The sequence below is a fragment of the Neomicrococcus lactis genome, from assembly GCF_014200305.1.
In the GTDB taxonomy this organism is placed as follows: domain Bacteria; phylum Actinomycetota; class Actinomycetes; order Actinomycetales; family Micrococcaceae; genus Neomicrococcus; species Neomicrococcus lactis.
Genome location: NZ_JACHBL010000001.1, coordinates 81,140 through 102,241, shown reverse-complemented (window position 1 = coordinate 102,241; position 21,102 = coordinate 81,140). Strand labels below are relative to the sequence as shown.

Annotated in this window: 23 protein-coding genes and 2 tRNA genes; 10 read left to right on the top strand and 15 right to left on the bottom strand. The window is 58.2% G+C overall.

The window, feature by feature from the left end; genetic code table 11:
* Nucleotides 1–12: 12 nt before the first annotated feature.
* Entirely contained in the window at nucleotides 13–354 is a 342-nt protein-coding gene (locus BKA12_RS00515; protein ID WP_183639839.1) for a GNAT family N-acetyltransferase, read from the top strand.
* A 193-nt stretch (nucleotides 355–547) separates the two neighbouring features.
* Here the strand turns inward: BKA12_RS00515 and BKA12_RS00510 are convergent, their stop codons facing one another.
* Nucleotides 548–817 carry a hypothetical protein gene (locus BKA12_RS00510; protein WP_183639837.1) on the bottom strand — a complete coding sequence of 90 codons (270 nt, stop codon included), beginning with the start codon at nucleotides 815–817 and terminating at the stop codon, nucleotides 548–550.
* 445 nt (nucleotides 818–1,262) lie between these two features.
* Between BKA12_RS00510 and BKA12_RS00505 the strand changes: the two genes are divergently transcribed.
* The 5 genes from BKA12_RS00505 to asd all read left to right on the top strand — a co-directional run bounded on the left by BKA12_RS00505 (nucleotide 1,263) and on the right by asd (nucleotide 5,303).
* Nucleotides 1,263–2,327 carry a M14 family zinc carboxypeptidase gene (locus BKA12_RS00505; protein ID WP_183639835.1) on the top strand — a complete coding sequence of 355 codons (1,065 nt, stop codon included), beginning with the start codon at nucleotides 1,263–1,265 and terminating at the stop codon, nucleotides 2,325–2,327.
* 124 nt (nucleotides 2,328–2,451) lie between these two features.
* Nucleotides 2,452–3,255, top strand: a complete 804-nt coding sequence (locus tag BKA12_RS00500) for a thymidylate synthase (RefSeq protein WP_183639833.1) — start codon at nucleotides 2,452–2,454, stop codon at nucleotides 3,253–3,255.
* 22 nt (nucleotides 3,256–3,277) lie between these two features.
* Entirely contained in the window at nucleotides 3,278–3,814 is a 537-nt protein-coding gene (locus BKA12_RS00495; protein ID WP_271394530.1) for a dihydrofolate reductase, read from the top strand.
* A gap of 7 nt (nucleotides 3,815–3,821) precedes the next feature.
* The gene (locus BKA12_RS00490; protein WP_271394529.1) at nucleotides 3,822–4,076 is read left to right on the top strand and encodes an NF038396 family protein; all 255 of its coding nucleotides are present in this window, start codon (nucleotides 3,822–3,824) and stop codon (nucleotides 4,074–4,076) included.
* A 111-nt stretch (nucleotides 4,077–4,187) separates the two neighbouring features.
* Complete coding sequence (asd, locus tag BKA12_RS00485) at nucleotides 4,188–5,303, top strand: aspartate-semialdehyde dehydrogenase (protein WP_183639831.1); 1,116 nt, start codon at nucleotides 4,188–4,190, stop codon at nucleotides 5,301–5,303.
* Nucleotides 5,304–5,397: 94 nt separating this feature from the next.
* Here asd and BKA12_RS00480 read toward each other — a convergent pair whose 3' ends face one another.
* The 8 genes from BKA12_RS00480 to BKA12_RS00445 all read right to left on the bottom strand — a co-directional run bounded on the left by BKA12_RS00480 (nucleotide 5,398) and on the right by BKA12_RS00445 (nucleotide 12,095).
* Entirely contained in the window at nucleotides 5,398–5,631 is a 234-nt protein-coding gene (locus tag BKA12_RS00480; protein ID WP_183639829.1) for a hypothetical protein, read from the bottom strand.
* Between the two features lie 67 nt (nucleotides 5,632–5,698).
* Nucleotides 5,699–6,772 (bottom strand): UDP-N-acetylmuramate dehydrogenase, encoded by a 1,074-nt coding sequence (locus tag BKA12_RS00475; RefSeq protein ID WP_183639827.1) that lies wholly within the window; start codon nucleotides 6,770–6,772, stop codon nucleotides 5,699–5,701.
* Nucleotides 6,769–7,230 (bottom strand): MaoC family dehydratase, encoded by a 462-nt coding sequence (locus BKA12_RS00470; RefSeq protein WP_183639825.1) that lies wholly within the window; start codon nucleotides 7,228–7,230, stop codon nucleotides 6,769–6,771. The genes BKA12_RS00475 and BKA12_RS00470 overlap by 4 nt, the downstream gene beginning before the upstream one ends.
* A complete protein-coding gene (locus BKA12_RS00465) occupies nucleotides 7,230–7,679 on the bottom strand; it encodes an FAS1-like dehydratase domain-containing protein (protein ID WP_183639823.1) in 450 nt (149 codons plus the stop codon). Before BKA12_RS00465 ends, BKA12_RS00470 begins: the two co-directional genes overlap by 1 nt.
* Nucleotides 7,680–7,805: 126 nt before the next feature.
* The gene (locus BKA12_RS00460; protein ID WP_183639821.1) at nucleotides 7,806–9,065 is read right to left on the bottom strand and encodes an ABC transporter ATP-binding protein; all 1,260 of its coding nucleotides are present in this window, start codon (nucleotides 9,063–9,065) and stop codon (nucleotides 7,806–7,808) included.
* A gap of 44 nt (nucleotides 9,066–9,109) precedes the next feature.
* A complete protein-coding gene (locus BKA12_RS00455; protein WP_183639819.1) occupies nucleotides 9,110–9,955 on the bottom strand; it encodes a carbohydrate ABC transporter permease in 846 nt (281 codons plus the stop codon).
* Nucleotides 9,955–10,866, bottom strand: a complete 912-nt coding sequence (locus BKA12_RS00450; RefSeq protein WP_183639817.1) for a carbohydrate ABC transporter permease — start codon at nucleotides 10,864–10,866, stop codon at nucleotides 9,955–9,957. The genes BKA12_RS00455 and BKA12_RS00450 overlap by 1 nt, the downstream gene beginning before the upstream one ends.
* On the bottom strand, nucleotides 10,863–12,095 hold the full coding sequence (locus BKA12_RS00445) for an extracellular solute-binding protein (protein WP_246361718.1): 1,233 nt from the start codon (nucleotides 12,093–12,095) through the stop codon (nucleotides 10,863–10,865). Before BKA12_RS00445 ends, BKA12_RS00450 begins: the two co-directional genes overlap by 4 nt.
* Before the next feature lie 358 nt (nucleotides 12,096–12,453).
* Here BKA12_RS00445 and BKA12_RS00440 point away from each other — a divergent pair, with 358 nt between their 5' ends.
* Entirely contained in the window at nucleotides 12,454–12,693 is a 240-nt protein-coding gene (locus tag BKA12_RS00440) for a metalloregulator ArsR/SmtB family transcription factor (RefSeq protein WP_183639816.1), read from the top strand.
* Between the two features lie 100 nt (nucleotides 12,694–12,793).
* Here BKA12_RS00440 and BKA12_RS00435 read toward each other — a convergent pair whose 3' ends face one another.
* Nucleotides 12,794–13,045 carry a hypothetical protein gene (locus BKA12_RS00435; protein ID WP_183639814.1) on the bottom strand — a complete coding sequence of 84 codons (252 nt, stop codon included), beginning with the start codon at nucleotides 13,043–13,045 and terminating at the stop codon, nucleotides 12,794–12,796.
* Between the two features lie 121 nt (nucleotides 13,046–13,166).
* Here BKA12_RS00435 and BKA12_RS00430 point away from each other — a divergent pair, with 121 nt between their 5' ends.
* A complete protein-coding gene (locus BKA12_RS00430; protein ID WP_183639794.1) occupies nucleotides 13,167–14,345 on the top strand; it encodes an IS1249 family transposase in 1,179 nt (392 codons plus the stop codon).
* Nucleotides 14,346–14,567: 222 nt separating this feature from the next.
* Nucleotides 14,568–15,728: an IS1249 family transposase gene (locus BKA12_RS00425; protein WP_183639812.1), complete on the top strand. Its 1,161-nt coding sequence runs from the start codon at nucleotides 14,568–14,570 to the stop codon at nucleotides 15,726–15,728.
* A gap of 98 nt (nucleotides 15,729–15,826) precedes the next feature.
* Here the strand turns inward: BKA12_RS00425 and BKA12_RS00420 are convergent.
* From BKA12_RS00420 to BKA12_RS00405, 4 genes are all read right to left on the bottom strand, one after another.
* A tRNA-Met gene (locus BKA12_RS00420) sits at nucleotides 15,827–15,903 on the bottom strand.
* 59 nt (nucleotides 15,904–15,962) lie between these two features.
* A tRNA-Thr gene (locus tag BKA12_RS00415) sits at nucleotides 15,963–16,034 on the bottom strand.
* A gap of 101 nt (nucleotides 16,035–16,135) precedes the next feature.
* Nucleotides 16,136–18,427 carry a DEAD/DEAH box helicase gene (locus BKA12_RS00410; protein ID WP_276510679.1) on the bottom strand — a complete coding sequence of 764 codons (2,292 nt, stop codon included), beginning with the start codon at nucleotides 18,425–18,427 and terminating at the stop codon, nucleotides 16,136–16,138.
* A gap of 226 nt (nucleotides 18,428–18,653) precedes the next feature.
* Complete coding sequence (locus BKA12_RS00405) at nucleotides 18,654–19,298, bottom strand: MOSC domain-containing protein (protein ID WP_183639810.1); 645 nt, start codon at nucleotides 19,296–19,298, stop codon at nucleotides 18,654–18,656.
* Nucleotides 19,299–19,348: 50 nt separating this feature from the next.
* Here BKA12_RS00405 and BKA12_RS00400 point away from each other — a divergent pair, with 50 nt between their 5' ends.
* Entirely contained in the window at nucleotides 19,349–19,840 is a 492-nt protein-coding gene (locus tag BKA12_RS00400; protein WP_183639808.1) for a hypothetical protein, read from the top strand.
* A gap of 61 nt (nucleotides 19,841–19,901) precedes the next feature.
* Here the strand turns inward: BKA12_RS00400 and BKA12_RS00395 are convergent, their stop codons facing one another.
* Entirely contained in the window at nucleotides 19,902–21,089 is a 1,188-nt protein-coding gene (locus BKA12_RS00395; RefSeq protein WP_183639806.1) for a cystathionine gamma-synthase, read from the bottom strand.
* Nucleotides 21,090–21,102: the final 13 nt, after the last annotated feature.

Here is a 21,102-nt window from a genome sequence, read left to right as displayed (position 1 = left end):
TAGGAGGACTCCATGACCGGCACCCCGTCAGCTGAGAACAACAGCACCACGGTTGAAAGGATTGCTCACAAGAACCTTCGCCTTGAGCAGGACGAGGACCGTGAGCGTTATGAACTCTGGCAAGGCGAACAGTTCATTGGTTTCTTGGGTTACCACGACGACGATGATGTCGTGGAAATCCAGCACACCATCATTGCCGAACGGTTTGGCCGTCAAGGATACGCGCGTGCACTCGTGACGCTCGTCCTGGATAAGCTCCGTAGCGAAGGTAAGAAAATCATTCCGCAGTGCTCTTACGTCCTGGACTACTTGTCCCGGTACCCGGAGTACAAGGACATGGTGCTGCGCACTTGAGACTGAAAACAGAAACAATGCCTGTTACCGCGTCTCGAAAAGATTCGCAGTAACAGGCATTGTTGTTCGTAAACACGTTCACGAGCATGTACTCGTGTAGCTTCAGGCCATAGACACCTGCCGCTTCCCCGTCCTTTGGCCCGCACTGGCAACTGCGCCGGTCGTGTGCTTCGGGACAGATAGCCCCTCGGAGTCAGTGGCGAAGACCAATCGATCTGGCCTCAAAATGACCACGCTTGAACGGTACTTTCGCGCCCAAACCGAGATGGCGTAGTCGTAATCCATCAAATCTGTATCCGACAGCGGTGCCGTTGCAGGCGAGCAGACCGTCCGGAAGCGAGACCGTTGGCTGCGGAACCATGCGACCCACTGCAGTCCTGGAACTCGGCGCGGCCGCCACAAGGCCCAACATTCGCAATTTCTTCAGCTGCAGCTCCGCTTTCGGATGCATGGCGACGCGCATTTAGGCAATTCTTCTCTCGACCTCACTCAATCCGTAAGAGCACAGGGCATTGAGTTCTTGCATTATGGATCAAGAAGGCCTACGAGGTCCACGGCGAAGAGACCGGCCAGCGTATCGCCGACGAGCTCGCAGAATTTGGAGTGGCCTTGGTTGACGGCGTCTTCCTCTCAGTCTCCGGTGGCATGAAGTCATCCCTGGACACCATGTTGAACCGGGCGGCTGACTCCCTCGTCGCCATTGCAGAGGAACTGCTTGACTCAGAAAAACGAAGAGTCAATAGACGATCGTCTAGTTAATTTGGCTTGATCAGAATCCCATTGAGAAATCTCAATGAATTTTGGATCAAACCCTTGACTGTGCTGCGCGTCTCACGTTGGGTAGAAGAGTCGGTAAGCGATCTCTCGGTTTACCGATCGAAAAGTATCTCTCGACGGAAGTTGGATCAATGCGTAATCAAGCGGGTCAGAAAACTATTTCCCGACGATCTTTTGGTCTTCTGGGTGTCACCACCGTGCTTGCCGCTAGCGGCGTAGCCGCAGCCCCTTCGGCATTCGGTGTTGGAGAGGGCCCTGGGTATGGCGGCAATGAGACCGTCAATACCTCCATCCTGCACACCTATGACGAACTCGTTGCAGAACTCAAGACCCAAGCCGCAAAGCAGTCCGCGCTTGAACTCGAGGTCATCGGCCAATCCGTAAAAGGCCGCGACCTCTACCTGGCGAAGTATCTGAGCAATCCAGCCAACCCCACCATCCTGTTTCTGACACAGCAGCATGGCAATGAGCAGCTCACCACCGAAGGCGCACTTGAGTTCATCAAGTCCTTGGGAACTGGCAAAAACAGAGGTGTCCTGAAGGGCGTCAACATCCTGATCGTCCCGATGCTCAACGCTGACGGTGCCATGGGCGACGTGAACTTCTCCCTCGATAACTACATTGCCAAGGGCCGGCACCTCACCCGCTACAACGCGAATGAAGTGGACCTCAACCGCGACCATATCGTTAAGGTTCAGCCAGAAACGCAAGCACTTCACAACAACGTCATGCGCAAGTACAAGATCGACTATATGATCGACTTGCACCACCAGGGTGCACGTTCACAGCGCGACGGCGAACTGGTGTCCGGCTCAATCCTCTACCCCACCACTGCCAATGTGGACGCAACTGTCCTCGAAGGATCGAAGCGACTTGGCGCCGTCGTATTCCATGCGATTGACCCCACCGGATGGGGCCATTTGGGCCGCTACGTGGGTGGATCCGCCGAGACCATTTCCCGCAACGGAATTGCCGTGGAATACGGAATTTCCACATTGCTCTTTGAAATGCGCGGCATGAGCGATCACGAATACGAACCATATGTTTTGGGCCAGAAGAGCAACGGCTATCTCATCAAGCAGACGGTTGTAACCCTCACGGCGACAACGCGTGCCATTGCCGACGGTTCCATCGCGACCGCTGACACGTCATTCTGGGACACGCTCGCAGAACAGACCAGCCGCGGCGAGGAATAACGTCTCACACATCTACTGAAGTCGGCGGGTCAGGCTCCTCACAACAAGGTGCCGACCCGTCTTCTTCTTTCAATTTCCACGAGGCGATCCCGTCGCCAGAAAGCGAAGTAGATAGACTGACCCGGTGAGCATTCCAACCCCGTATGAAGATCTCTTGAGGGACGTTCTTGAGACCGGCACCCACAAGAGCGATCGCACTGGAACCGGCACCCGAAGCGTTTTCGGTCGCCAAATTCGCTTTGATTTGAGCGAATCTTTCCCGCTGATCACCACTAAGCGCGTGCATTTCAAGTCCGTTGCCATTGAACTTTTGTGGTTCTTGCGCGGCGAGTCGAATACGCGGTTCCTCACGGAAAATGGCGTCACGATTTGGGACGAATGGGCTGACGAAAACGGCGAACTGGGCCCGGTGTACGGCGTGCAGTGGCGCTCGTGGCCGACGCCTGACGGCGAACACATTGACCAGATTGCCAAGCTCATTCAAGACCTCAAAGACAAGCCTGATTCTCGCCGGCACATCGTCTCCGCCTGGAATGTCGCCGAGCTACACAACATGGCTCTGCCCCCATGTCACGCGTTCTTCCAGTTCTACGTGGCGGACGGCAAGCTGTCCTGCCAGTTGTACCAGCGGAGCGCAGACATGTTCCTCGGCGTTCCGTTCAATATCGCTTCCTACTCACTGCTCACCCTCATGGTGGCTCAGCAGGTAGGCCTGGAACCGGGCGAGTTCATCTGGACCGGCGGAGATTGCCACATCTACGACAACCACGTAGACCAAGTCACCGAGCAGCTTTCCCGGGATCCGTTCCCGTACCCAACGCTCACGTTGGACCGCAAGCCGGACAGCATTTTCGACTACACCTTCGAGGACTTCACCGTGCATAACTACCAGCACCACGCGAAGATTGCAGCCCCAATTGCCGTCTAACGAATCCAACTACGCACTTGAGGTGCCGCCCAAGACCCGCTTTGGCATGGTGTGGGCGCAATCCCGCAACGGCATCATTGGCGACGCCGGCTCCATGCCTTGGCACTTGCCGGAAGACCTCATTCACTTCCAGCGCATCACTCGTGGTCACCCCATCATCATGGGACGCCGCACGTGGGAATCTTTGCCTCCCCGCTTGCGCCCTCTCAAGGAACGCACTTCAGTAGTGGTCACTTCTCACGAAGAGGTTGCCGAAGAAGTGTTGGAGAAAGGCGGCTTTGTGGTCTCATCGACCGCGGACGCCGTCAATGTGGCCCGCGAACAGCCGGGCGCCGAGGAAATCTGGGTCATTGGTGGCGGCAAGATTTACGCAGCCCTACTCCCCCTCGCTGACACGCTGGTCATCACCCGAATTGATGTCGATTTGGAGGGTGACACCAAGGCACCCATTTTTGACGAGAACTGGCAACAGCTCACACAAGCCCCTGACTCAGGTTGGTTTGAATCGATGAGCGGGCTACGCTATCGCTTCGAGTTGTGGGAACGAAAAGGAGCCTAAGGACACCGTGAAAGAAGCATTCCGCGAGCTATCGCGCCGCCCGGACATTCTCTTTGTGTTGGGCTACATGCTCTTCCCCTTGTTGGCTCTCATTTTTGCCGGTTTGGGATTGTGGATGGTGCTGACCGGGCAACGTCTCGCCGGCCTGATTGTGCTGCTTTTCGTCACCCAGGTGTTCGCGTTCTCCGCTTTCTGGGCCATCAATCAGCGCCGTAAGGCAATTGAGCTCGAGCAAGCCGACACTGAGGACAAGTCCGCCTAATCAGCGGCTTTCTCGCAAACGGCCGACGCTGGCGTGCCACGCCCCACAAAAGTGACGCATGCGTGACATGCCTCCTAGGCTCCTTCCGGGGAGACCTTCTAGACTGGTCGAATGACTTCATCCGTAGGCTTTGTAGGCTACCGCGGCATGGTGGGCTCCGTGCTCATGCAACGGTTGCAAGAAGAGGGCGATTTCGAGCACCTCGACCCCGTATTTTTCTCGACCTCCAACCCAGGCGGTGCCGCACCTAGCTTTGCTGCTGGCGCACCTGCGTTGAAGGACGCCCACGACATTGACGAGCTGGCAAAGTTGCCGATTATCGTCACCGCTCAGGGCGGGGACTACACGAAGGCTGTACACCCACAGCTCCGCGCTCGCGGTTGGGACGGCCTCTGGATCGATGCTGCTTCGTCGCTGCGCATGAACGATGACTCGATCATCGTCTTGGACCCCGTCAACCGCGACGTCATTGACCGCGGCCTCGAGTCCGGCATCAAGGACTACATCGGCGGCAACTGCACGGTTTCCTGCATGCTCATGGGTCTTGGCGGCCTGTTCCGCAACAACTTGGTGGAGTGGGGTACGGCGATGACGTACCAGGCTGCTTCCGGTGGCGGCGCCAAGCATATGCGCGAACTGCTCAACCAGTTCGGCCACCTTAACGCTGAGGTCAGCTCTGACCTCGCAGATCCTGCATCCGCAATCCTCGAGATTGACCGCAAGGTTCTTGAGAAGCAGCGCACTGACTTGGACGCTAGCCAGTTCGGCGTGCCCCTTGCCGGTTCCTTGATCCCATGGATCGATTCGGATCTGGGCAACGGCCAGTCTCGTGAAGAGTGGAAGGCTGGTGTGGAGACCAATAAGATTCTCCAGACCGCCGAGAACAAGGTCATCATGGATGGCTTGTGCGTCCGTATTGGCGCAATGCGCTCTCACTCGCAGGCGCTGACCCTCAAGTTGCGCGAAGAGATCTCAGTTCCCGAGATTGAGAAGCTCCTTGCTGAGGACAACGAGTGGGCCAAGGTGGTTCCAAACACCAAGGAAGCTACCGTTGAGGACCTCACTCCCGTTGCCGCTTCCGGCACGTTGACGGTCCCTGTTGGCCGCATCCGCCAGTTGGAAATGGGTCCGCAGTACATTTCTGCGTTCACCGTTGGCGACCAGTTGCTGTGGGGCGCGGCTGAGCCGTTGCGTCGCATGCTGGCCATCGCTACGGGCCGCTTGTAAAGGTCTCAAGCTCTTAACGAAAGAAGCGCCTCACGTGATCTCTAGGGATTGTGTGAGGCGCTTCTTTTGTCTGTGAAACGATGTGGACCAAGGATCAGGATTCACGATTCGTACGACTGTGATCCTCGACGGCGAGGTCGTAGAGCCGCTGAAGTTCGTCCAGCCGTGACTGCGGAATGTCGCCGTCCGCGAACTTCTTCTTGGCGTCTTCCAGAAGCCTTTTCGCTTCCTTCTCATTCTTTTCAGCTCTTGCGAGCGCGTTCTCGAGGCTTGTGGTGTGCTCAGTCACGGGGTCTCCCAGGTTGGGGTGCAATCTCTCGCTTGTCATGACCCCATATTGCTCCCAAATACCCGGTAGGTCTAGTGCTTTGCGCCCCGAATTTTCTGAAAGAACCCTAGTCCAATGAGGTGTTGATCAGGAGCGGTTCGTTATGCAGTGTGATGCCGAACTTTTCCTGAACGCCCTTGCGTACCGCTTTGGCGAGATTCACGATGTCGTACGACGACGCAGCTCCCCTATTGGTAATAGCTAGCGTGTGCTTCGTCGACAGTGAGGCTCGGCCTTGCGTGATCTCAAATCCTGCGGTTCCTTCGAGGCCAAAGCCCTTGCCGAAACCTGCCTGATCGATGAGCCACGCAGCGGAGGTCTTGAATTCACTTGACACGACGGTCGGGTAACGCGGAGCGTTCTCCGGAAGAGAATCGATAACATCCTGCGAGACGATCGGATTCGTGAAGAACGAGCCCGTGGAATAGGTGTCACGGTCCTCTGGATCCAGCACCATGCCCTTGGACGCGCGCAGCTTGAGCACTTCGCGCCGTACGTCCTCGGATGGAGCTCGCTCTCCCACTTCGACACCGACAGCGCGCGCTAGTTCGGCGTACTGTACAGGGGCCGACAGCTCGGAGGTGGTGAGCCGGAAATCGACGGTCAACACTACGTAGCGCGGCGAACCATTGGTCGTCGAATGCTTGAGCAGCGAATCACGGTAGCCGAACACCAGCTCAGCTGCGGAGAAGTCACGGTAGTCCCCCTCCACGCGATCCCACGTCAGCACGCTCTCAAGCGTCTGTGAGACGTCAGAACCGTAAGCGCCGACATTCTGTACCGGAGTGGCTCCAGCGGAGCCTGGAATGCCGGAGAGCGCTTCAAGGCCGGACAAGCCTCGGGCAACGGTCTTCGCTACGACGTCGTCCCACGGGTGACCCGCTTGAACCCGGACGAGGACGCTTTGGGGAGCTGCGCCGTCGTCCTCAAAAGTCACGCCGCGCGACGTCAAGTGAATCACGGTGCCGGGGTACCCCGCGTCATCCACCACGAGGTTGGAGCCGCCGCCGATGATGAGGATGTCCTCGCCGGCCGCGTCCGCTCCACGCACAGCGGCGACGATCGCGTCCTGGCTAGCGGCACGCACGTATTTGCCGGCGGGGCCGCCCACTGCAGAAGTGGTCAGTTCGCTCAGATTCACGCGCTCAACCTCACGAGGGCCTGAGCCTTGACGAGGACCTTCTGGCCACCAGCGCTCACCGTGATGTCGATGCGAGCTGTGCGGGCTGCTTCGTCCAGGGCGCCAATCTTTCCGCTAATCTCCACGGCAGTGCCTTCGGCATCGGCAGGGTTTGAGCCTTCCGGATCTGCAACGGGAACTGGCTTCGTGAAGCGGGTCTGGTAATCCACCACAGCCCCCGGGTCGCCGCACCAGTCACTCACAAGCTGCACCGCGGTACCCATGGTCCACATGCCGTGAGCGATCACGCCTGGCAGCCCCACTTCGGTGGCGAAGCGTTCGTTCCAGTGAATCGGGTTGAAGTCCCCGCTGGCACCGGCGTACTTCACCAAGTCGCTACGGTTCACGTGCACCGTGGTCTCGCCGATCGAGTCACCCACGCTCAAGTCTTCGAATTTCATGTTCAGTCCGTGCTGCATTACTGATCCTCTCCGCGCACCAACAAGCTAGACAGCGTGGTGGCAACCTTCTCGCCGGAAACGGTCTCAATCTCGGCGCGGCTGGTCACGAAGGCACCGCCGCCCATGGCACGAACGGCATCCACCGTCAAAGTCGCCACGAGCTCGTCGCCAGCAACGATGGGACGGTGATGCGTGAAGCGCTCATCAGCGTGCACGACGCGCGAAAAATCAATGCCGGAGGTCGGGTCTTCCACCATGAGCGCTTCGGCACGCTGAGCCACAATGATGGCGAAGGTCGGAGGTGCTACGAGGTCCGTGTAGCCAAGCGCTCGTGCCGCATCTACGTCGAAGTGCGACGAGTGCGTTGCCTTTACGGCTCGTGCGAACTCGCGAATCTTTTCGCGTCCTACCGAATAAGGCTCGGTCGCCGGATACGTCTTGCCTTGAAGCTCTGGGTTAATCGCCACGTGTACTCCTTCACTGCGCGCGACATGATCGGCGCCCGCGTTTCGCTGGTCCTCTCAACAGTCCCCATGACGTGAGGACTGAGCGGTGCGAGCGCGAGCGCCGATACTTTGCTTGATTTAACCCTACTAGTGGGCAGCCGCCTGATCCTTCTGGCGCGCCCGCGCGATCTCCTCACCACGAACCTGTGCGGCCTCCCTCGTGGCCGCCGCGCCAGCCTCAGCGTCACGCGTGAGGTTCTCGCCGGTGCGCGGATCAAAGATGTGGATCTTGCGAGTATCCAGCCAGAGCTCGGCCGGCTGTCCGCCACGAATGCGGCTAGCGGCATCCAGCGTCACCACGATCTGTGGGCGTAGCTCGTCCGCGTCCATGTCCTTGGCGAGTCCTTGCAGCACAGCTGCGACTTCTGGGGTGGGCTCGAAATCGATGTATCCGTACTGCTCGTTGCCGAGCCACTCGGTGTGGCTGATCTCGGCTTCGAAGACAGAACCGTTGCCGCGGTGTCGATCGTCCACAAGTGCTGCGTCCTCGAAGAATTCAGGACGCACACCCACAAGAACTAGCTCCTTGCCCTCGGCGGCCTTGGCCGTGGCGGGAGGCACTGGAATGTTGCCGATCGGCGTGTTGAGGTACGTGCCCTCAAGCGTGGCGGGCAAGAAATTCATGGATGGCGAACCGATGAAGCCGGCCACGAAGAGGTTGACTGGCTGTTCGTAGAGTTCTCGCGGCGATGCGATCTGCTGCAAGACACCCTTCTTGAGCACAGCCACGCGGTCGCCCAAGGTCATCGCCTCGGTCTGATCGTGCGTGACGTAGACGCTCGTGATACCCAAACGGCGCTGCATCTGGCTGATCTCCGAGCGCATCTGACCACGCAGCTTGGCGTCCAAGTTGGAGAGCGGCTCGTCAAACAGGAACGCGTCCGCTTGGCGCACAATGGCGCGGCCCATCGCGACGCGCTGTCGCTGACCACCCGAGAGATTTCCGGGTTTGCGGTCCAAGTGATCGGTCAGCTCGAGGCGCTTGGCGGCGTCCGTGACGAGCTTCTTGATCTCTTCTTCGCTGAACTTGGCTTTGTTCAGGCGCAGCGGGAACGCGATGTTCTCAAACACCGTGAGGTGCGGATACAGCGCGTAGTTCTGAAACACCATGGCCAGGTTGCGGTCGCGGGGCGCTAGCTCGTTGACGCGCTTTCCATCGATTTTCAATTCACCGCTCGTGATGTCCTCGAGTCCCACGATCATGCGCAAGAGCGTGGACTTGCCGCAGCCCGAAGGCCCCACGAGGATGATGAATTCGCCGTCTTCGATATCAATCGAGACATCGTTAACGGCCGGGAATCCGTCGTCGTACTTTTTAACAATGTTCTGAAGCGTAATCGCTGCCATGTCCTTGAAATCCTTTACTAAAATCCGTCACGGTGTCCGCAGGCTTAGCCCTTAACGGCACCCTGAGTCAGGCCGGAAACAATCTGTCGCTGGAAGAGCAGCACCAGCACCACCACGGGAATCGTGACAATAATGGCCGCTGCCGAGATCGCGCCCGTGGGAGATTCGAACTGCGAAGCTCCCGTGAAGAAGGCAAGCGCCGCGGGAACCGGGCGTGCTGCTTCCGTGGACGTGAGCGAAATGCCGTAAACGAAGTCGTTCCACGCAATGAAGAACGCGATGATCGCCGTAGTGAAAACGCCAGGCGCCGCGAGTGGCACAATCGCCTTGCGGAACGCTTGCCAATGCGTGGCGCCGTCCACTTGCGCAGCCTGCTCCAACTCCCACGGAATCTGCCGGAAGAACGCCGCGAGCGTCCAAATGGAGATCGGGAGGGTGAGGGAGAGATACGGAATGATCAGGCCCAACCACGTGTCATACAGGCCAATGGAACGCCACACGTTGAACAACGGCGTCACGATGGAAATCACCGGGAAGATCGAGACGGCGAGCGCCGTGGTGAGGATCAGTTTCTTACCGGGGAAATCCAGCCGCGCAATCGCGTAGGCACACAGCGTTGCCAGTACGACGGCGATGAAGGTTGCGATGAGTGCGATGCCTATCGAGTTGCGTAGGGAGGACAAGAACAGTCCCTGAGCGTCCCCGACCAGGATTTGTTCGTAGTTCACCGTAGAGAACTTGGTAGGCAAGAACTTTCCGCTGGTCAGATCCGATGGCGTCTTGAAGCTCGTCATGAAGATCGACGCAACCGGGAACAGCGCGTAGACGATCACAACGACAGTCGCGATGCCCCACAGCACCTTGGTTTTGGTGGTTTCTTTCTTCGCCATTACTTCGCTCCCCTCGATCCAGCGAGGTCAACCTTGAAAAGCTTCACTGCGATGAACGTGATGAGCAGGACGCAAATAAACAGGATCACCGAGACCGCCGATCCCAAACCGATTTCAAGACGACCAATTGACGTGCGGTACGCGAGAAGCGAGAGCACCTCGGTGCCGTATGCGCCGTTGGTCATGATGAAGACGTTGTCGAAGATGCGGAAGGCATCCAGTGCACGAAAGAGCAGTGCCACCATGATGGCTGCCTTCATGTTGGGAAGGATCACGCGCTTCATGCGTTCCCACCACGTTGCACCGTCCACTTCGGCGGCTTCCGTGAGCTCATCCGGGACCTGCGCCAAACCGGCCAGCAGCAAGAGCGAGATGAACGGCGTGGTCTTCCAGATTTCCGAGGCCATGATGACGAAGAGGCTGGTGCCAGCGTTGGCAAACCAGTTGGTGTCGGCACCGATGCCTGGAATCCAGTCGAACCACGAGTTGATGAATCCGGACTTGATATCAAACATGTAGTACCAAGCGAACGCACTCACCACCGTGATGATGCCGTAAGGAATCAGGATCGCTGTGCGGACGAGTCCGCGAACGGACTTGAGCGCTTTGTGCATGACGAGTGCGAGGGCGAAGCCCAAGACGAGCTCCACGGCAACCGTGACCAGCGTGATCAGGAGAGTGACTCCGAGATCCCGCCAGAACACGGGATCAGAGAAGATCACGCCGTAGTTCTTGAGCCATACGAGTTCGCGATCATTCGGCGCGGTGAGTCGGAAGCTGAACAGCGAGTCCCACACGGCTTGCAGGATCGGGTACAGCGTCACGAGCAACATGATGATGAACGCCGGGCCAGCTAGCAGCCAGCCGAGCCGTGTTTCGGCCCGTTGACGGGCGGTGACGACTTTGCTCATAGCAAGCGCTCCCCTCGCAAGACTTGCACGATGAATTCAGTGTTGTTCTTCGGCGTATCAGCGTTGACGTCAGATGCCGGTGCCCAGAACTGCTGAATCGAGGTGGATACCTCGTTGTAGTACGGCGTCTGAGGACGCGGAGCTGCTTGCTCCAGCGATTCACGAATGGTCGGGGCCATCGGGAACTTTTCCTTCACTTCGGCGGCGTCATAGGACGTGGAGTCCGAAGGAGGGTTACCGTTCGTGACGAAGTACTGGGTTTGGTGCTCTGGCGAAACGATGCACTCGATCGCTTCATAGGCGAGGTCCGGGTGCTTCGAGGAAGATCCAACACCAAGGTTGATGCCGCCCAGCGGTGGACGGGACTCTTGCGAAGCATCGGTTCGTGGATACGTGGTCCAGCCAATATCGTCAGCCAGATCCGCGGGCAACGAGCCATCCTTGATCGCTGAGTTGGTGGCAGGCCACACGAACGGCCAGTTCACCATGAACGAGCCTTCGTCCCCCTGGAAGAGCAACATCGAGGCGTTTTCAGCCTGCGTAGGGAGACCCGGAGAACCAAGGCCTTCACGGCCAATGGTGCCAACGATCTCGGCGGCCTTCTTTCCCGCCTCAGAATCAATACCGATGCTGATTTCGTCAGCCGGTGCGTCCGGATTCTCCACGATGTGTCCGCCGGAGGATTCTACAAGCGCATTGATCCACACGGTCATAGACTCAGCGCGGCTTCCCTGAACGCCAAGGAACTTCTCTTGTGTCCGAGCTACGTCGATGAGCTGATCCCACGTGACGGGCTTGGACATATCGAGTCCAGCCTTTTCCACCACGGATTTTCGGTACCACAACAGCTGCGTGTTAGCCCAGAACGGAACCGTCACGAGCTTGTCTTTCCACTTAGCTCCGGCCAGTGCGCCTTCCAACGTGTTCTTGGTGGTGCGCTCCGCAGTTCCTTCAGGAACGGGCGCCAAGAAGCCAGGTTCCGCGAGCTCCGGGATGAATGGTGGATCGAGACTCATGATGTCCATGGACGAGTCACCGGCCGCCAGACGGCGAGCGAGCTGCTCACGCTGAGAGGCAGCCTCGTTAGGCAAGAGCGAGACCTGAATGCGATATTTGCCATTCGCGGCCGCTGTGCATTGCTGCGCCAGCTCCGCTTGGCCGCCATCGTCCGGGTTGATGTACCAGGTCAGCGTAGGAGTGCCCTCTTCTGCGGCACCACAGCCTGTCATACCCACTATGGAGCCAACGGCTAGAGCCGCAGCCGCCCACCGCTTGCCCTGACGCAGACGACCGCCGCCCGGAGTCACCTCCGTCCGGGCGCTAGTCATGATCTTGGGACGCCGAGTGAGCATAAGCCCCTCCCCCTTGAGTGCTATAGAAAGCTACTAGTGACACCGCCATTGGGCGGTGCACTCTTGTCTTGCTTTCAGTGAGCCTATGACGCTAGTCACATTTTTTCCAGCAATGCGAAACATCAGTGCGTCGCATGCGCTACTCACTTCGACACGTCCGCGTCATTTTGTAACAAGTGTCTGTAGATTGAACATTGGCGTAAGGGCGCTTAGTTACCGGCAAATCGGGGGCAGTATGTTGTTGGAACCAGGGCTCATGCCGCTGCACGAAAGCAAGACCAATCTCTTCAAGAGCTTGGGTCATCCGGCGCGGATTCGAGTGCTGGAGCTTCTGCACGAGGCAGATGGCCACACTGCGCCGGTCTCGCATTTGCTGGATTACATGGATATCGAGCCAAGCCACCTATCGCAGCATCTCAAAGTCCTGCATAAGAACCGCTTAGTGAAGTCTCAGCGCGAGCGCGCTCATGTGTAACTACACGATCACGGATTCAGAAGTCTTAGGGCTCCTCGACGTAGCTAATACTTTTTTGAGTAAGACGCCAGCACTCGTCAAACAACCAGCACCTGCTGCGCTACGCGAGTGGTGACTGCTGCGACGACTGCTTGAGAGTCTTACGGTAATTCCGCGCGTCACGGGTGCGGATGAACAGCCCGACAATGTGGATGAATACACCAACCACCAACAAGCCAATGGCAGTGAACATGGTGGGCTGGCTTTGGACGTTAGATCCGATCACCGCAAGGATGATGCCCAGAATAGAAAAAGCGAAAGATCCTAGAATGGCCATCTTGTAGGCCTTCGACGTCATATCCCATGGCAGCATGCACACCATCTTAGGCGACACCGCCCGGGGGTTATAGGCACGAATGTGTGTACAGATTAGGCTTGCTTGCCTTGTGGGAGTAGGCGTGTAGGGTCCTGCTTATGCTTTGAAAGCATATGGGGTGCCTGTTGCTTCTCATCGGCCACGTTGTGGTGTATGTGATTGTGTTCTGGTCAAGAACGGTAAGACCTCGGCTGGTCGTGCTCGGTGGCGGTGCAAGTCGTGTGGTGCTTCGCAGGTTCGTTCACGATCTGATGTCACTCGTAAGAGCGAACTGACTCAGTTCTTGACATGGATCCTGGGTACTCAGTCGCAGGCAGCCATGGCAGGTTCAGCGCGTGGTTTCCGGAAGCGTATTCAGTGGTGCTGGCGCGTTGAGGTTCCACCGCCTGTGCCCACCGGCGTAGTGCATCATCAGCTCATGCTTGATGGCACCTATTTCAACGGGTGGTGCGTGCTGATCGCCTATAACGGCAAGTACGTGGTGGATTGGCAATGGTGCGATCGAGAGAAAAAGATCGCCTGGCAAGTCCTACTCGAGCGGATCCCGGCACCGGCGGTGGCGATCATTGATGGTGGTACCGGGCTACGTGCCGCGTTGAAGGAAACGTGGCCGGAGTCGAAAGTTCAACGCTGCTATTTTCATGTGTTCCAGAACATCCGTCGCGAGCTCACCTTCCAGCCACGGCTACCAGCCGGTAAAGAACTCGCAGCCCTGACGAGGGTCTTGATGAAGGTCAGCACCCAAGACGAAGCCATTGCGTGGTTGCGTGAATACGCCGCGTGGGAGGCGAAATGGGACGAGTTCCTCAAGCACCGAACCAAAGCGAAAACCGGTCAGGAACGCCCCTCAAGCGTCTCGAGAAACAGTCACTGGTGGTACACGCATCAACGCTTACGCCGAGCCCGGAACGTGTATCGACGCCTCATCCAAGAACACTGCTTATTCACGTGGTTAGACACTGACCTGCAACCAGACACCGGCGAGAAAATTCACCGGACCACATCCCCGTTAGAAGGCGGACCGAACAAAGCGATCAAAGAGCTCTTACGGCTGCATCGAGGACTCCCCGAAGAGCACGCCAGAACCGCTGTGGACTGGCTCCTCGAATCCCTCACCGAACACCCCAGACAACCCTGGAGCCTCGTGAAACCAGAACACCTCAACCCGGCCCAACGGACCAAAAACGCATCAATGGAAAGCGATGAATCGCAAGCCCCAGAAACCTACAGCAACCACTTCAGCTGGGAAGACGGAAACGGCATCCAAACCGGCTGGGCCGGCAGAAACCAACCATGACACGCCGAAACCTGTACACACATTTGTGCCTATAACCCCCGCCCGGAAGTGCCGTTCACGGGCCCTCTACGAAGCCTTAGCCGGCTTTCTGAGCCAGATTAAACATCCCGGACGAACATCTGGGGGTTATAGGACATTAAAGTGTGTCTGATGGGGCTTGGTTGCCTTTATCGGCGCGGCTAAACGGGTGTTGGCATACTTTTCGTTGTTTATTCGGGAAGCGTGGTTGACAACGAGCGTTTATGCGTCCTGTGTGGTGGCGGGCTGAAAAGGAACGGTTCCACGAGTGCTGGAGCTACCAGGTATCGCTGTAAATCGTGTGGCGCGAGTAGTTCTGAACGGATACAACGCGTCGACGTGCGTCGACGCCACGAGCTCTCCCGATTCCTGGAATGGCTGCTGGGAAACAAGACTCAATCCCAAGTCGCTCAGGGCGTGGATCCACGCTCGTTTCGTCGCTCCACACACTGGTGCTGGAACATTACTCCCGCGATCGAGGTCACCGGAGAGATCTATCCGGAAGTCCAGCTCGACGGCATCTATCTCGGTTCCTGGTGTTGCTTGATCGCGATCGCTGGCGAACACGTCATCGGTTATCAATGGTGTGACACGGAAAAACGCGTGGCGTGGGAACAGCTCCTAACTCGTTTCCCCGCACCAGATTTGGTCGTGATTGATGGTGGTTCCGGGCTGGCATCCGCGCTGAAACATTGCTGGCCCGAGACCCCTGTTCAACGCTGCCTGGTGCATATTCAACGCAACGTGCGCGTGCTGATCACGATGCGCCCCCGCACGACCGCGGGCCGCGAACTACGGGCTATTTCCCTTGCCCTGACACGGATCACGAGCCAGGATCAAGCGCGTGCATGGCTACTTGCACTCAACCAGTGGCACGGAAAACATCACCAGATGCTGAACGAGAAAACCTACCGTTCGCACCACCGTGGTTCGCTGCCGCAAAGCGTGAGGCCGCACCAGCGCTGGTGGTTCACACACGACCGGCTACGCAAGGCCTACCAACTCCTCGAGCGCGCCAGCCAACAAGAAGTCCTGTTCACCTATCTCAAAGACGAGCACCGCTCACGGAACGCCTCATCAACAACGAACAGGATCGAAGGAGGCATCAACGCGCAGCTACGCAATCTTCTACGCAACCATCGCGGACTGACCCCTGAGCACGCTAAACGAGCCGTGGAATGGTTCCTCTACAAGCACTCCCAGAACCCAGCACCAGCCCACCAACTCATCAAAAAAGAACACTACGAGCCCGTCGCCTACACGCAAGAAATCGAGGAACACATCGGACCCGCAGAACTCGGAACAGGACTCAACGCAAACGAAGGACTCTGGCACCGAAAAGGATGGGCCGGCCGCGCCTCCTAAAAAGACACGCCCGACCCAGACACACATTTATGTCCTATAACCCACATCTGGGTCCAGATACACAAAAACTCCCCGGCAAATCTGCCAGGGAGTTTCTTTGGTAGCGGTGCCGGGACTCGATCCCGGGACCTCACGATTATGAGTCGTGCGCTCTAACCAGCTGAGCTACACCGCCACGAATGAAGTATGCCCACGCTGCTCCATTTTGCCGGTGCAACGTGGGCCTTCATTCAGAGCCCCCCACGGGAATCGATCCCGTGACCTCAGTCTTACCAAGACTGCGCTCTACCACTGAGCTAGGGGGGCAACGAGGAAAAAGTCTACCGAAGATTTCCTCAATTCCGAAATCGAGAGTGGCGTTTGGTTACACACACCACTCAGATCGATTTCGAAGCCCTAAAAACCGCTTAATCCCTACGGAATCCACGGTTTGGACGGGAAGCTCCGAAGGTCTTTCCTGTGCGTGGTTTGCGGAATCCGCCTTCACGACTGTTGCCGAAATCACGTTCGCCCGTGCTTTCGCTGCTGCGAGGAGCACGATCGCCGCCGAAACCGCCACGATCTGAACGCTCGCCACCGAAGCCACCACGCTCAGCGCGGTCGCCACCGAAGCCGCCACGGTCCGAACGCTCGCCGCCGCCGAAGCCGCCGGAACGTCCTCCACGGTCGCCACGATCATCGCGATCCTTGCGGAATCCACCGGAGGAACGTCCGCCGAAGCCGCCACGGCTTCCGCCGCCGCCTTCGCGACCGCCACGGTAACCGCCTTCACGGCCGCCGCGGTAGCCACCACGATCGCCGCCACGGTCTCCACCCTCGTCAGAACGAGGACGGCGGCCGTTGTCGAGCTCAAGGTGAATGAGGTTTCCGCCGATGCGGGTTCCGCTCAAGCGATCCAAGGTGTCCTTGGACAAGTCGGCTGGAAGCTCCACGAGGGAGTGATCCGCACGAATGTCGATGCCACCGATGGCGCTGGATGGAATGCCACCCTCGTTGGCGAGAGCGCCCACGATCGAGCCTGGAAGCACGCGCTGACGGCGTCCCACAGCGATGCGGTAGGTTGCTCCACCTTCGGAGAGGCCACGCGATGGACCGCGGGATCCACGGCCGTCACGCATATCGCGTCCGTCGCGGCCTTCGCGAGCCTGCTTGGCTGGAGGAAGTGGGATTTCGTTTTCGAGCAAGAGTGGACGACCACCCTGTGCCATGTAAGCCAAAGCAGCTGCGATTTCGGAAGCGGTGATGTCGTGATCAGCTTCGTACTTCTCCACAAGACCGCGGAAGACTGAGAGATCCTCAGACTCGATGGTCTCCGTGATGCGCTCTGCAAACTTGTTCAAGCGAACGTCGTTGACAGCGTCAACGGAAGGCAAGCGCATGTGCTCAACTTCTTGACGGGTTGCCTTTTCGATGGCACGCAACAAGTACTTTTCGCGTGGCGTCATGAAGAGGATCGCGTCACCCTGGCGACCTGCACGGCCCGTACGGCCAATGCGATGCACGTAGGACTCGGTGTCGTGAGGGATGTCGTAGTTGATGACGTGGCTGATGCGCTCAACGTCAAGACCACGAGCAGCAACGTCAGTTGCCACAAGGATGTCGATCTTGCCGTCGCGGAGCTGCTCAACCGTGCGCTCACGCTGCTGCTGTGGGATGTCACCGTTGATCGCTGCTGCGCGGAAACCGCGAGCCTTGAGCTTGTCGGCGAGATCTTCCGTAGCAAGCTTGGTGCGAACGAAGGTGATGACACCGTCAAATTCTTCGGTTTCGAAGATGCGGGTCATGGCGTCGAGCTTGTAAGGGCCCATCACCTGAACGTAGCGCTGCCGGATGTTCTTGCCCGTCGTGGTCTGCGACTTGACGGTGACTTCTTGTGGGTCACGCAAGTACTGCTTTGCAATACGGCGGATGGAGCTAGGCATGGTTGCAGAGAAGAGCGCAACTTGCTTGTCCTTTGGAGTGGACTCAAGAATGCGGTCAACTTCTTCGGCGAAGCCCATGCGAAGCATTTCGTCAGCTTCATCGAGGACGACGTACTGAAGGTTCGAAAGGTCCAAAGAACCCTTCTGGATGTGGTCGATAACGCGGCCCGGCGTACCAACAACAACCTGAGCGCCGCGGCGAAGGCCGGAGAGCTGTGGGCCGTATGGGGAGCCACCGTATACCGGGAGGACCGTGAAGTCTTCTAGGTGACGGGCGTAGGACGTGAACGCTTCAGCAACCTGAAGAGCAAGTTCACGGGTTGGCGCCAAGACGAGCACCTGGGTGTCGCGGGATGGGCCGTTGATGTCAGCAAGCTCAGCCATGCGGGACAAAGCAGGAATAGCGAAAGCGGCGGTCTTGCCGGTACCGGTCTGGGCGAGGCCCACAACGTCTTTACCGTCAAGCAAAAGCGGGATGGTTGCTGCCTGAATCGGGCTTGGCTTTTCGTAGCCAACATCCGTCAGTGCACGAAGAACGCGGCCGTCAATGCCGAGTTCAGCGAAAAGTATTTCGTCTGACTCTGCAGACTTGTCCTTCTTGGAAGACTTTTCTTCGGAAACAGCTGGAGCTTCTTCGGCTCGTGCGTTTTCTACAGGGGCGCTCTCAACTGGAGCATTTTCAATCGACGCATTTTCTACTGGAGCGCTCTCAACGGAAGGAGAGGCAGTTTCGGTAGCTGCGGCGTCGTAATTATTTTCGGGCGTGTCAAATGACAAGGTTTCAACCTCACAAATAGGGGGCGAAGGCCGCGTTTTTACGGCTCACATGGGACAAAAACACCACGTCTCCGGCAGCTCCCCCTATGAATATTTCATCGCAGGCGCTTCACTCTTGTGTGAAGTCTTCACTCATTATTGACCGGCGCTATACACACGCACATGACTTCTGCCTCAGATACTGGGCAGAAAGAGGGGAATTCCGGAAATCGGCGAACACTCTATACTACATCACGCGATTGATCTCGCGCACTACTTTGGGTGTGAGTTGCACCTCCCCCGCTCGTTCGGCGTCTAACAAAGCCTGCGCTTGCTCGCGTGTAGGCCCGGTAAACAAGTCTTTTACGGTCACTCCGTGAGAGGGCACCGAGGTCACAGAAATTTCATCGTCGGCCTGAATGCTGCCCTTGCGAACGACCCGCAAATACGTGCCCGTGTTCCCGTTCTCGGTGAAGCGTTGCACCCACTTGTCTTCACCCATGCGGCGGGCAAACGTGGAGCAGGGAACCCGCGGGATGGTGACCTCGAACTCCGCTGAGCCAATGGTCCACCGCGTTCCGATCACCGAATTCGAAGTATCGATTCCTTCAGTGCGCAGGTTTTCGCCGAACTCACCGGGCGCAATCTCGCGGCCGAGCTCCTCTTCCCACACCGTGACATCTTCATTCGCGAAGGCATATACGGCTTGCTCCTCGCCGCCGTGATGCGCGCGGTCCGCCTGCACATCCGCGTACAGACCCAACGGGCCCACCTTGACCTTGCCGTCCACCGGACGCTTATCAATAGCGGTCACGCCTACGACGCCGCGATCCGGCAAGAGCTGGAAAACTCGGCAAACGTGCGTGATGCGGGGAGCAGAAGATTCAACCATCTACGTAGTCTATGAAAAGTTTGGCGCGCGGTAGTGACTACGCTGGAGGTGTGCCACGCAGTCCAAAGACCAACAGTCCCTCCGCTACCGCCGCTTCCACGACGAAGAGCGGGCGCGCTCCCCTGCCTACAGTTTTGCGCGTTGCCGTGGGCTGGTGGCTCGCGGTGTGTATTGTGTGCGCGGCATTCGCCGTTGCCGCGTTCCTGAACTCTGACTTCGCAGGCACCATGAGCCCCGTGGGCTTCCTGGGCCTGGGACTATTGCTCTCGGTACTGGCCATCATCTTGCTGATTGGCTCCTGGCGCTTGTGGCGCGGCCAGCTACAGGGCCGGCTCATGCTCACCACGTTTGGGCTGATTGGCGGAATGCCGTTGTTGTTCCGTGGCCCGCGCTTGCTTCCTGTTGCCATTGCACTGCTGGTCGGCGTCGTCTTGCTGTGGCTCCCGCAGAGCATTCAGTTTTTCAAGCCACAGACAGACGAAGCCCGTGCCAAGCGCAAAGCCGCTCGAAAAGCGGAAAAGGCGGCACGGGCTCGTCGCTAGGAACGCTGGGCTTTCAAAGCCTCGGCACTCCTAGTTCTCTGATCAGTTGATTTCTGACGGTCTAGAGCGCTCCGAAAGCTTGATCGAGGTCAGCAAGAAGATCCTGCTCCTCCTCAATACCCACGGACAAACGCAAGAGATCCACTGGCACGGCCAGCTCGGTGCCCTTCACGGAAGCGTGCGTCATTTCTGACGGGTAGTTCACGAGGGACTCAATGCCGCCCAAGGACTCCGCGAGTGTGAACAAGCGAAGCGACTCGGCAAACTTACGTGCCGCAGCCTCGCCGCCCTTCAGACGGAAGGAAACGACGCCGCCGAAGGACTTCATTTGCTTCGCGGCGAGCTCGTGGCCTGGGTGATCCTTCAAGCCCGGGTACAGCACGTGAGAAACCTCAGGGCGCTGCAGCAAGAACTCGGCAACAGCCTGACCATTCGTCGAGTGGCGGTCCATGCGCACACCCAAAGTCTTGAGGCCACGCGTGGTCAAGAACGCATCCATCGGTCCGGACACAGCGCCAACGGCGAACTGCACAAAGCCGATCTTCTCGGCAAGCTCGTCGTCGTTCACAATGACAGCGCCGCCCACTACGTCCGAGTGGCCGCCGATGTACTTGGTGGTGGAGTGCACTACAACGTCGGCGCCGAAGGACAGCGGCTGCTGCAGGTAAGGCGTGGCGAAAGTGTTGTCCACGACGAAGAGCGCGCCAGCAGCGTGCGCGATTTCTGCGAGCGCCGCGAGGTCGGAGATCTTCATCATCGGGTTGGACGGGGTTTCCACCCACAAGATGCGGGTCTTGCCGTCGGCGACAGCGGCCTTCACGGCGTCCAGATCAGCCATATCAACTGGCTTGTTGGTGATGCCCCATTCGCCCAGGACGCGGCTGATGAGTCGGTAGGTGCCGCCGTAGGCGTCGTTGCCCAACACAATGTGATCGCCCGGACGCGTGAGCGCGCGGATCAGCGAATCTTCCGCGGCGAGTCCCGAGGAGAAGGAGAAAGCATGCTTGCCACCTTCGAGGGCGGCAAGCTGCTCTTGAAGTGCATCGCGCGTGGGATTGGTGCCGCGGCCGTACTCATAGCCGTCCCGCAGGCCACCAATTCCATCTTGCGCGTACGTGGTGCTGAAATGCACCGGCGGAATCACAGCACCCGTGCGCGGTTCAAACGCCTGACCGGCGTGCACGGCTCGGGTGTTGAAACCGCCCTTAGCGTTGTTCTCAGAAGTCAACGAAGATTCAGAAGCAGACATGCCTCCTAGGCTA

Excerpts from the sequence above, each read along its gene's own strand:
- BKA12_RS00515 (WP_183639839.1), top strand. The coding sequence starts at position 13 with ATGACCGGCACCCCGTCAGCTGAGAACAACAGCACCACGGTTGAAAGG.
- BKA12_RS00510 (WP_183639837.1), bottom strand. The coding sequence starts at position 817 with ATGCGCGTCGCCATGCATCCGAAAGCGGAGCTGCAGCTGAAGAAATTG.
- BKA12_RS00505 (WP_183639835.1), top strand. The coding sequence starts at position 1,263 with ATGCGTAATCAAGCGGGTCAGAAAACTATTTCCCGACGATCTTTTGGT.
- asd (WP_183639831.1), top strand. The coding sequence starts at position 4,188 with ATGACTTCATCCGTAGGCTTTGTAGGCTACCGCGGCATGGTGGGCTCC.
- BKA12_RS00480 (WP_183639829.1), bottom strand. The coding sequence starts at position 5,631 with ATGACAAGCGAGAGATTGCACCCCAACCTGGGAGACCCCGTGACTGAG.
- BKA12_RS00470 (WP_183639825.1), bottom strand. The coding sequence starts at position 7,230 with ATGCAGCACGGACTGAACATGAAATTCGAAGACTTGAGCGTGGGTGAC.
- BKA12_RS00460 (WP_183639821.1), bottom strand. The coding sequence starts at position 9,065 with ATGGCAGCGATTACGCTTCAGAACATTGTTAAAAAGTACGACGACGGA.
- BKA12_RS00455 (WP_183639819.1), bottom strand. The coding sequence starts at position 9,955 with ATGGCGAAGAAAGAAACCACCAAAACCAAGGTGCTGTGGGGCATCGCG.
- BKA12_RS00450 (WP_183639817.1), bottom strand. The coding sequence starts at position 10,866 with ATGAGCAAAGTCGTCACCGCCCGTCAACGGGCCGAAACACGGCTCGGC.
- BKA12_RS00445 (WP_246361718.1), bottom strand. The coding sequence starts at position 12,095 with ATGACAGGCTGTGGTGCCGCAGAAGAGGGCACTCCTACGCTGACCTGG.
- BKA12_RS00440 (WP_183639816.1), top strand. The coding sequence starts at position 12,454 with ATGTTGTTGGAACCAGGGCTCATGCCGCTGCACGAAAGCAAGACCAAT.
- BKA12_RS00435 (WP_183639814.1), bottom strand. The coding sequence starts at position 13,045 with ATGCTGCCATGGGATATGACGTCGAAGGCCTACAAGATGGCCATTCTA.
- BKA12_RS00405 (WP_183639810.1), bottom strand. The coding sequence starts at position 19,298 with ATGGTTGAATCTTCTGCTCCCCGCATCACGCACGTTTGCCGAGTTTTC.
- BKA12_RS00395 (WP_183639806.1), bottom strand. The coding sequence starts at position 21,089 with ATGTCTGCTTCTGAATCTTCGTTGACTTCTGAGAACAACGCTAAGGGC.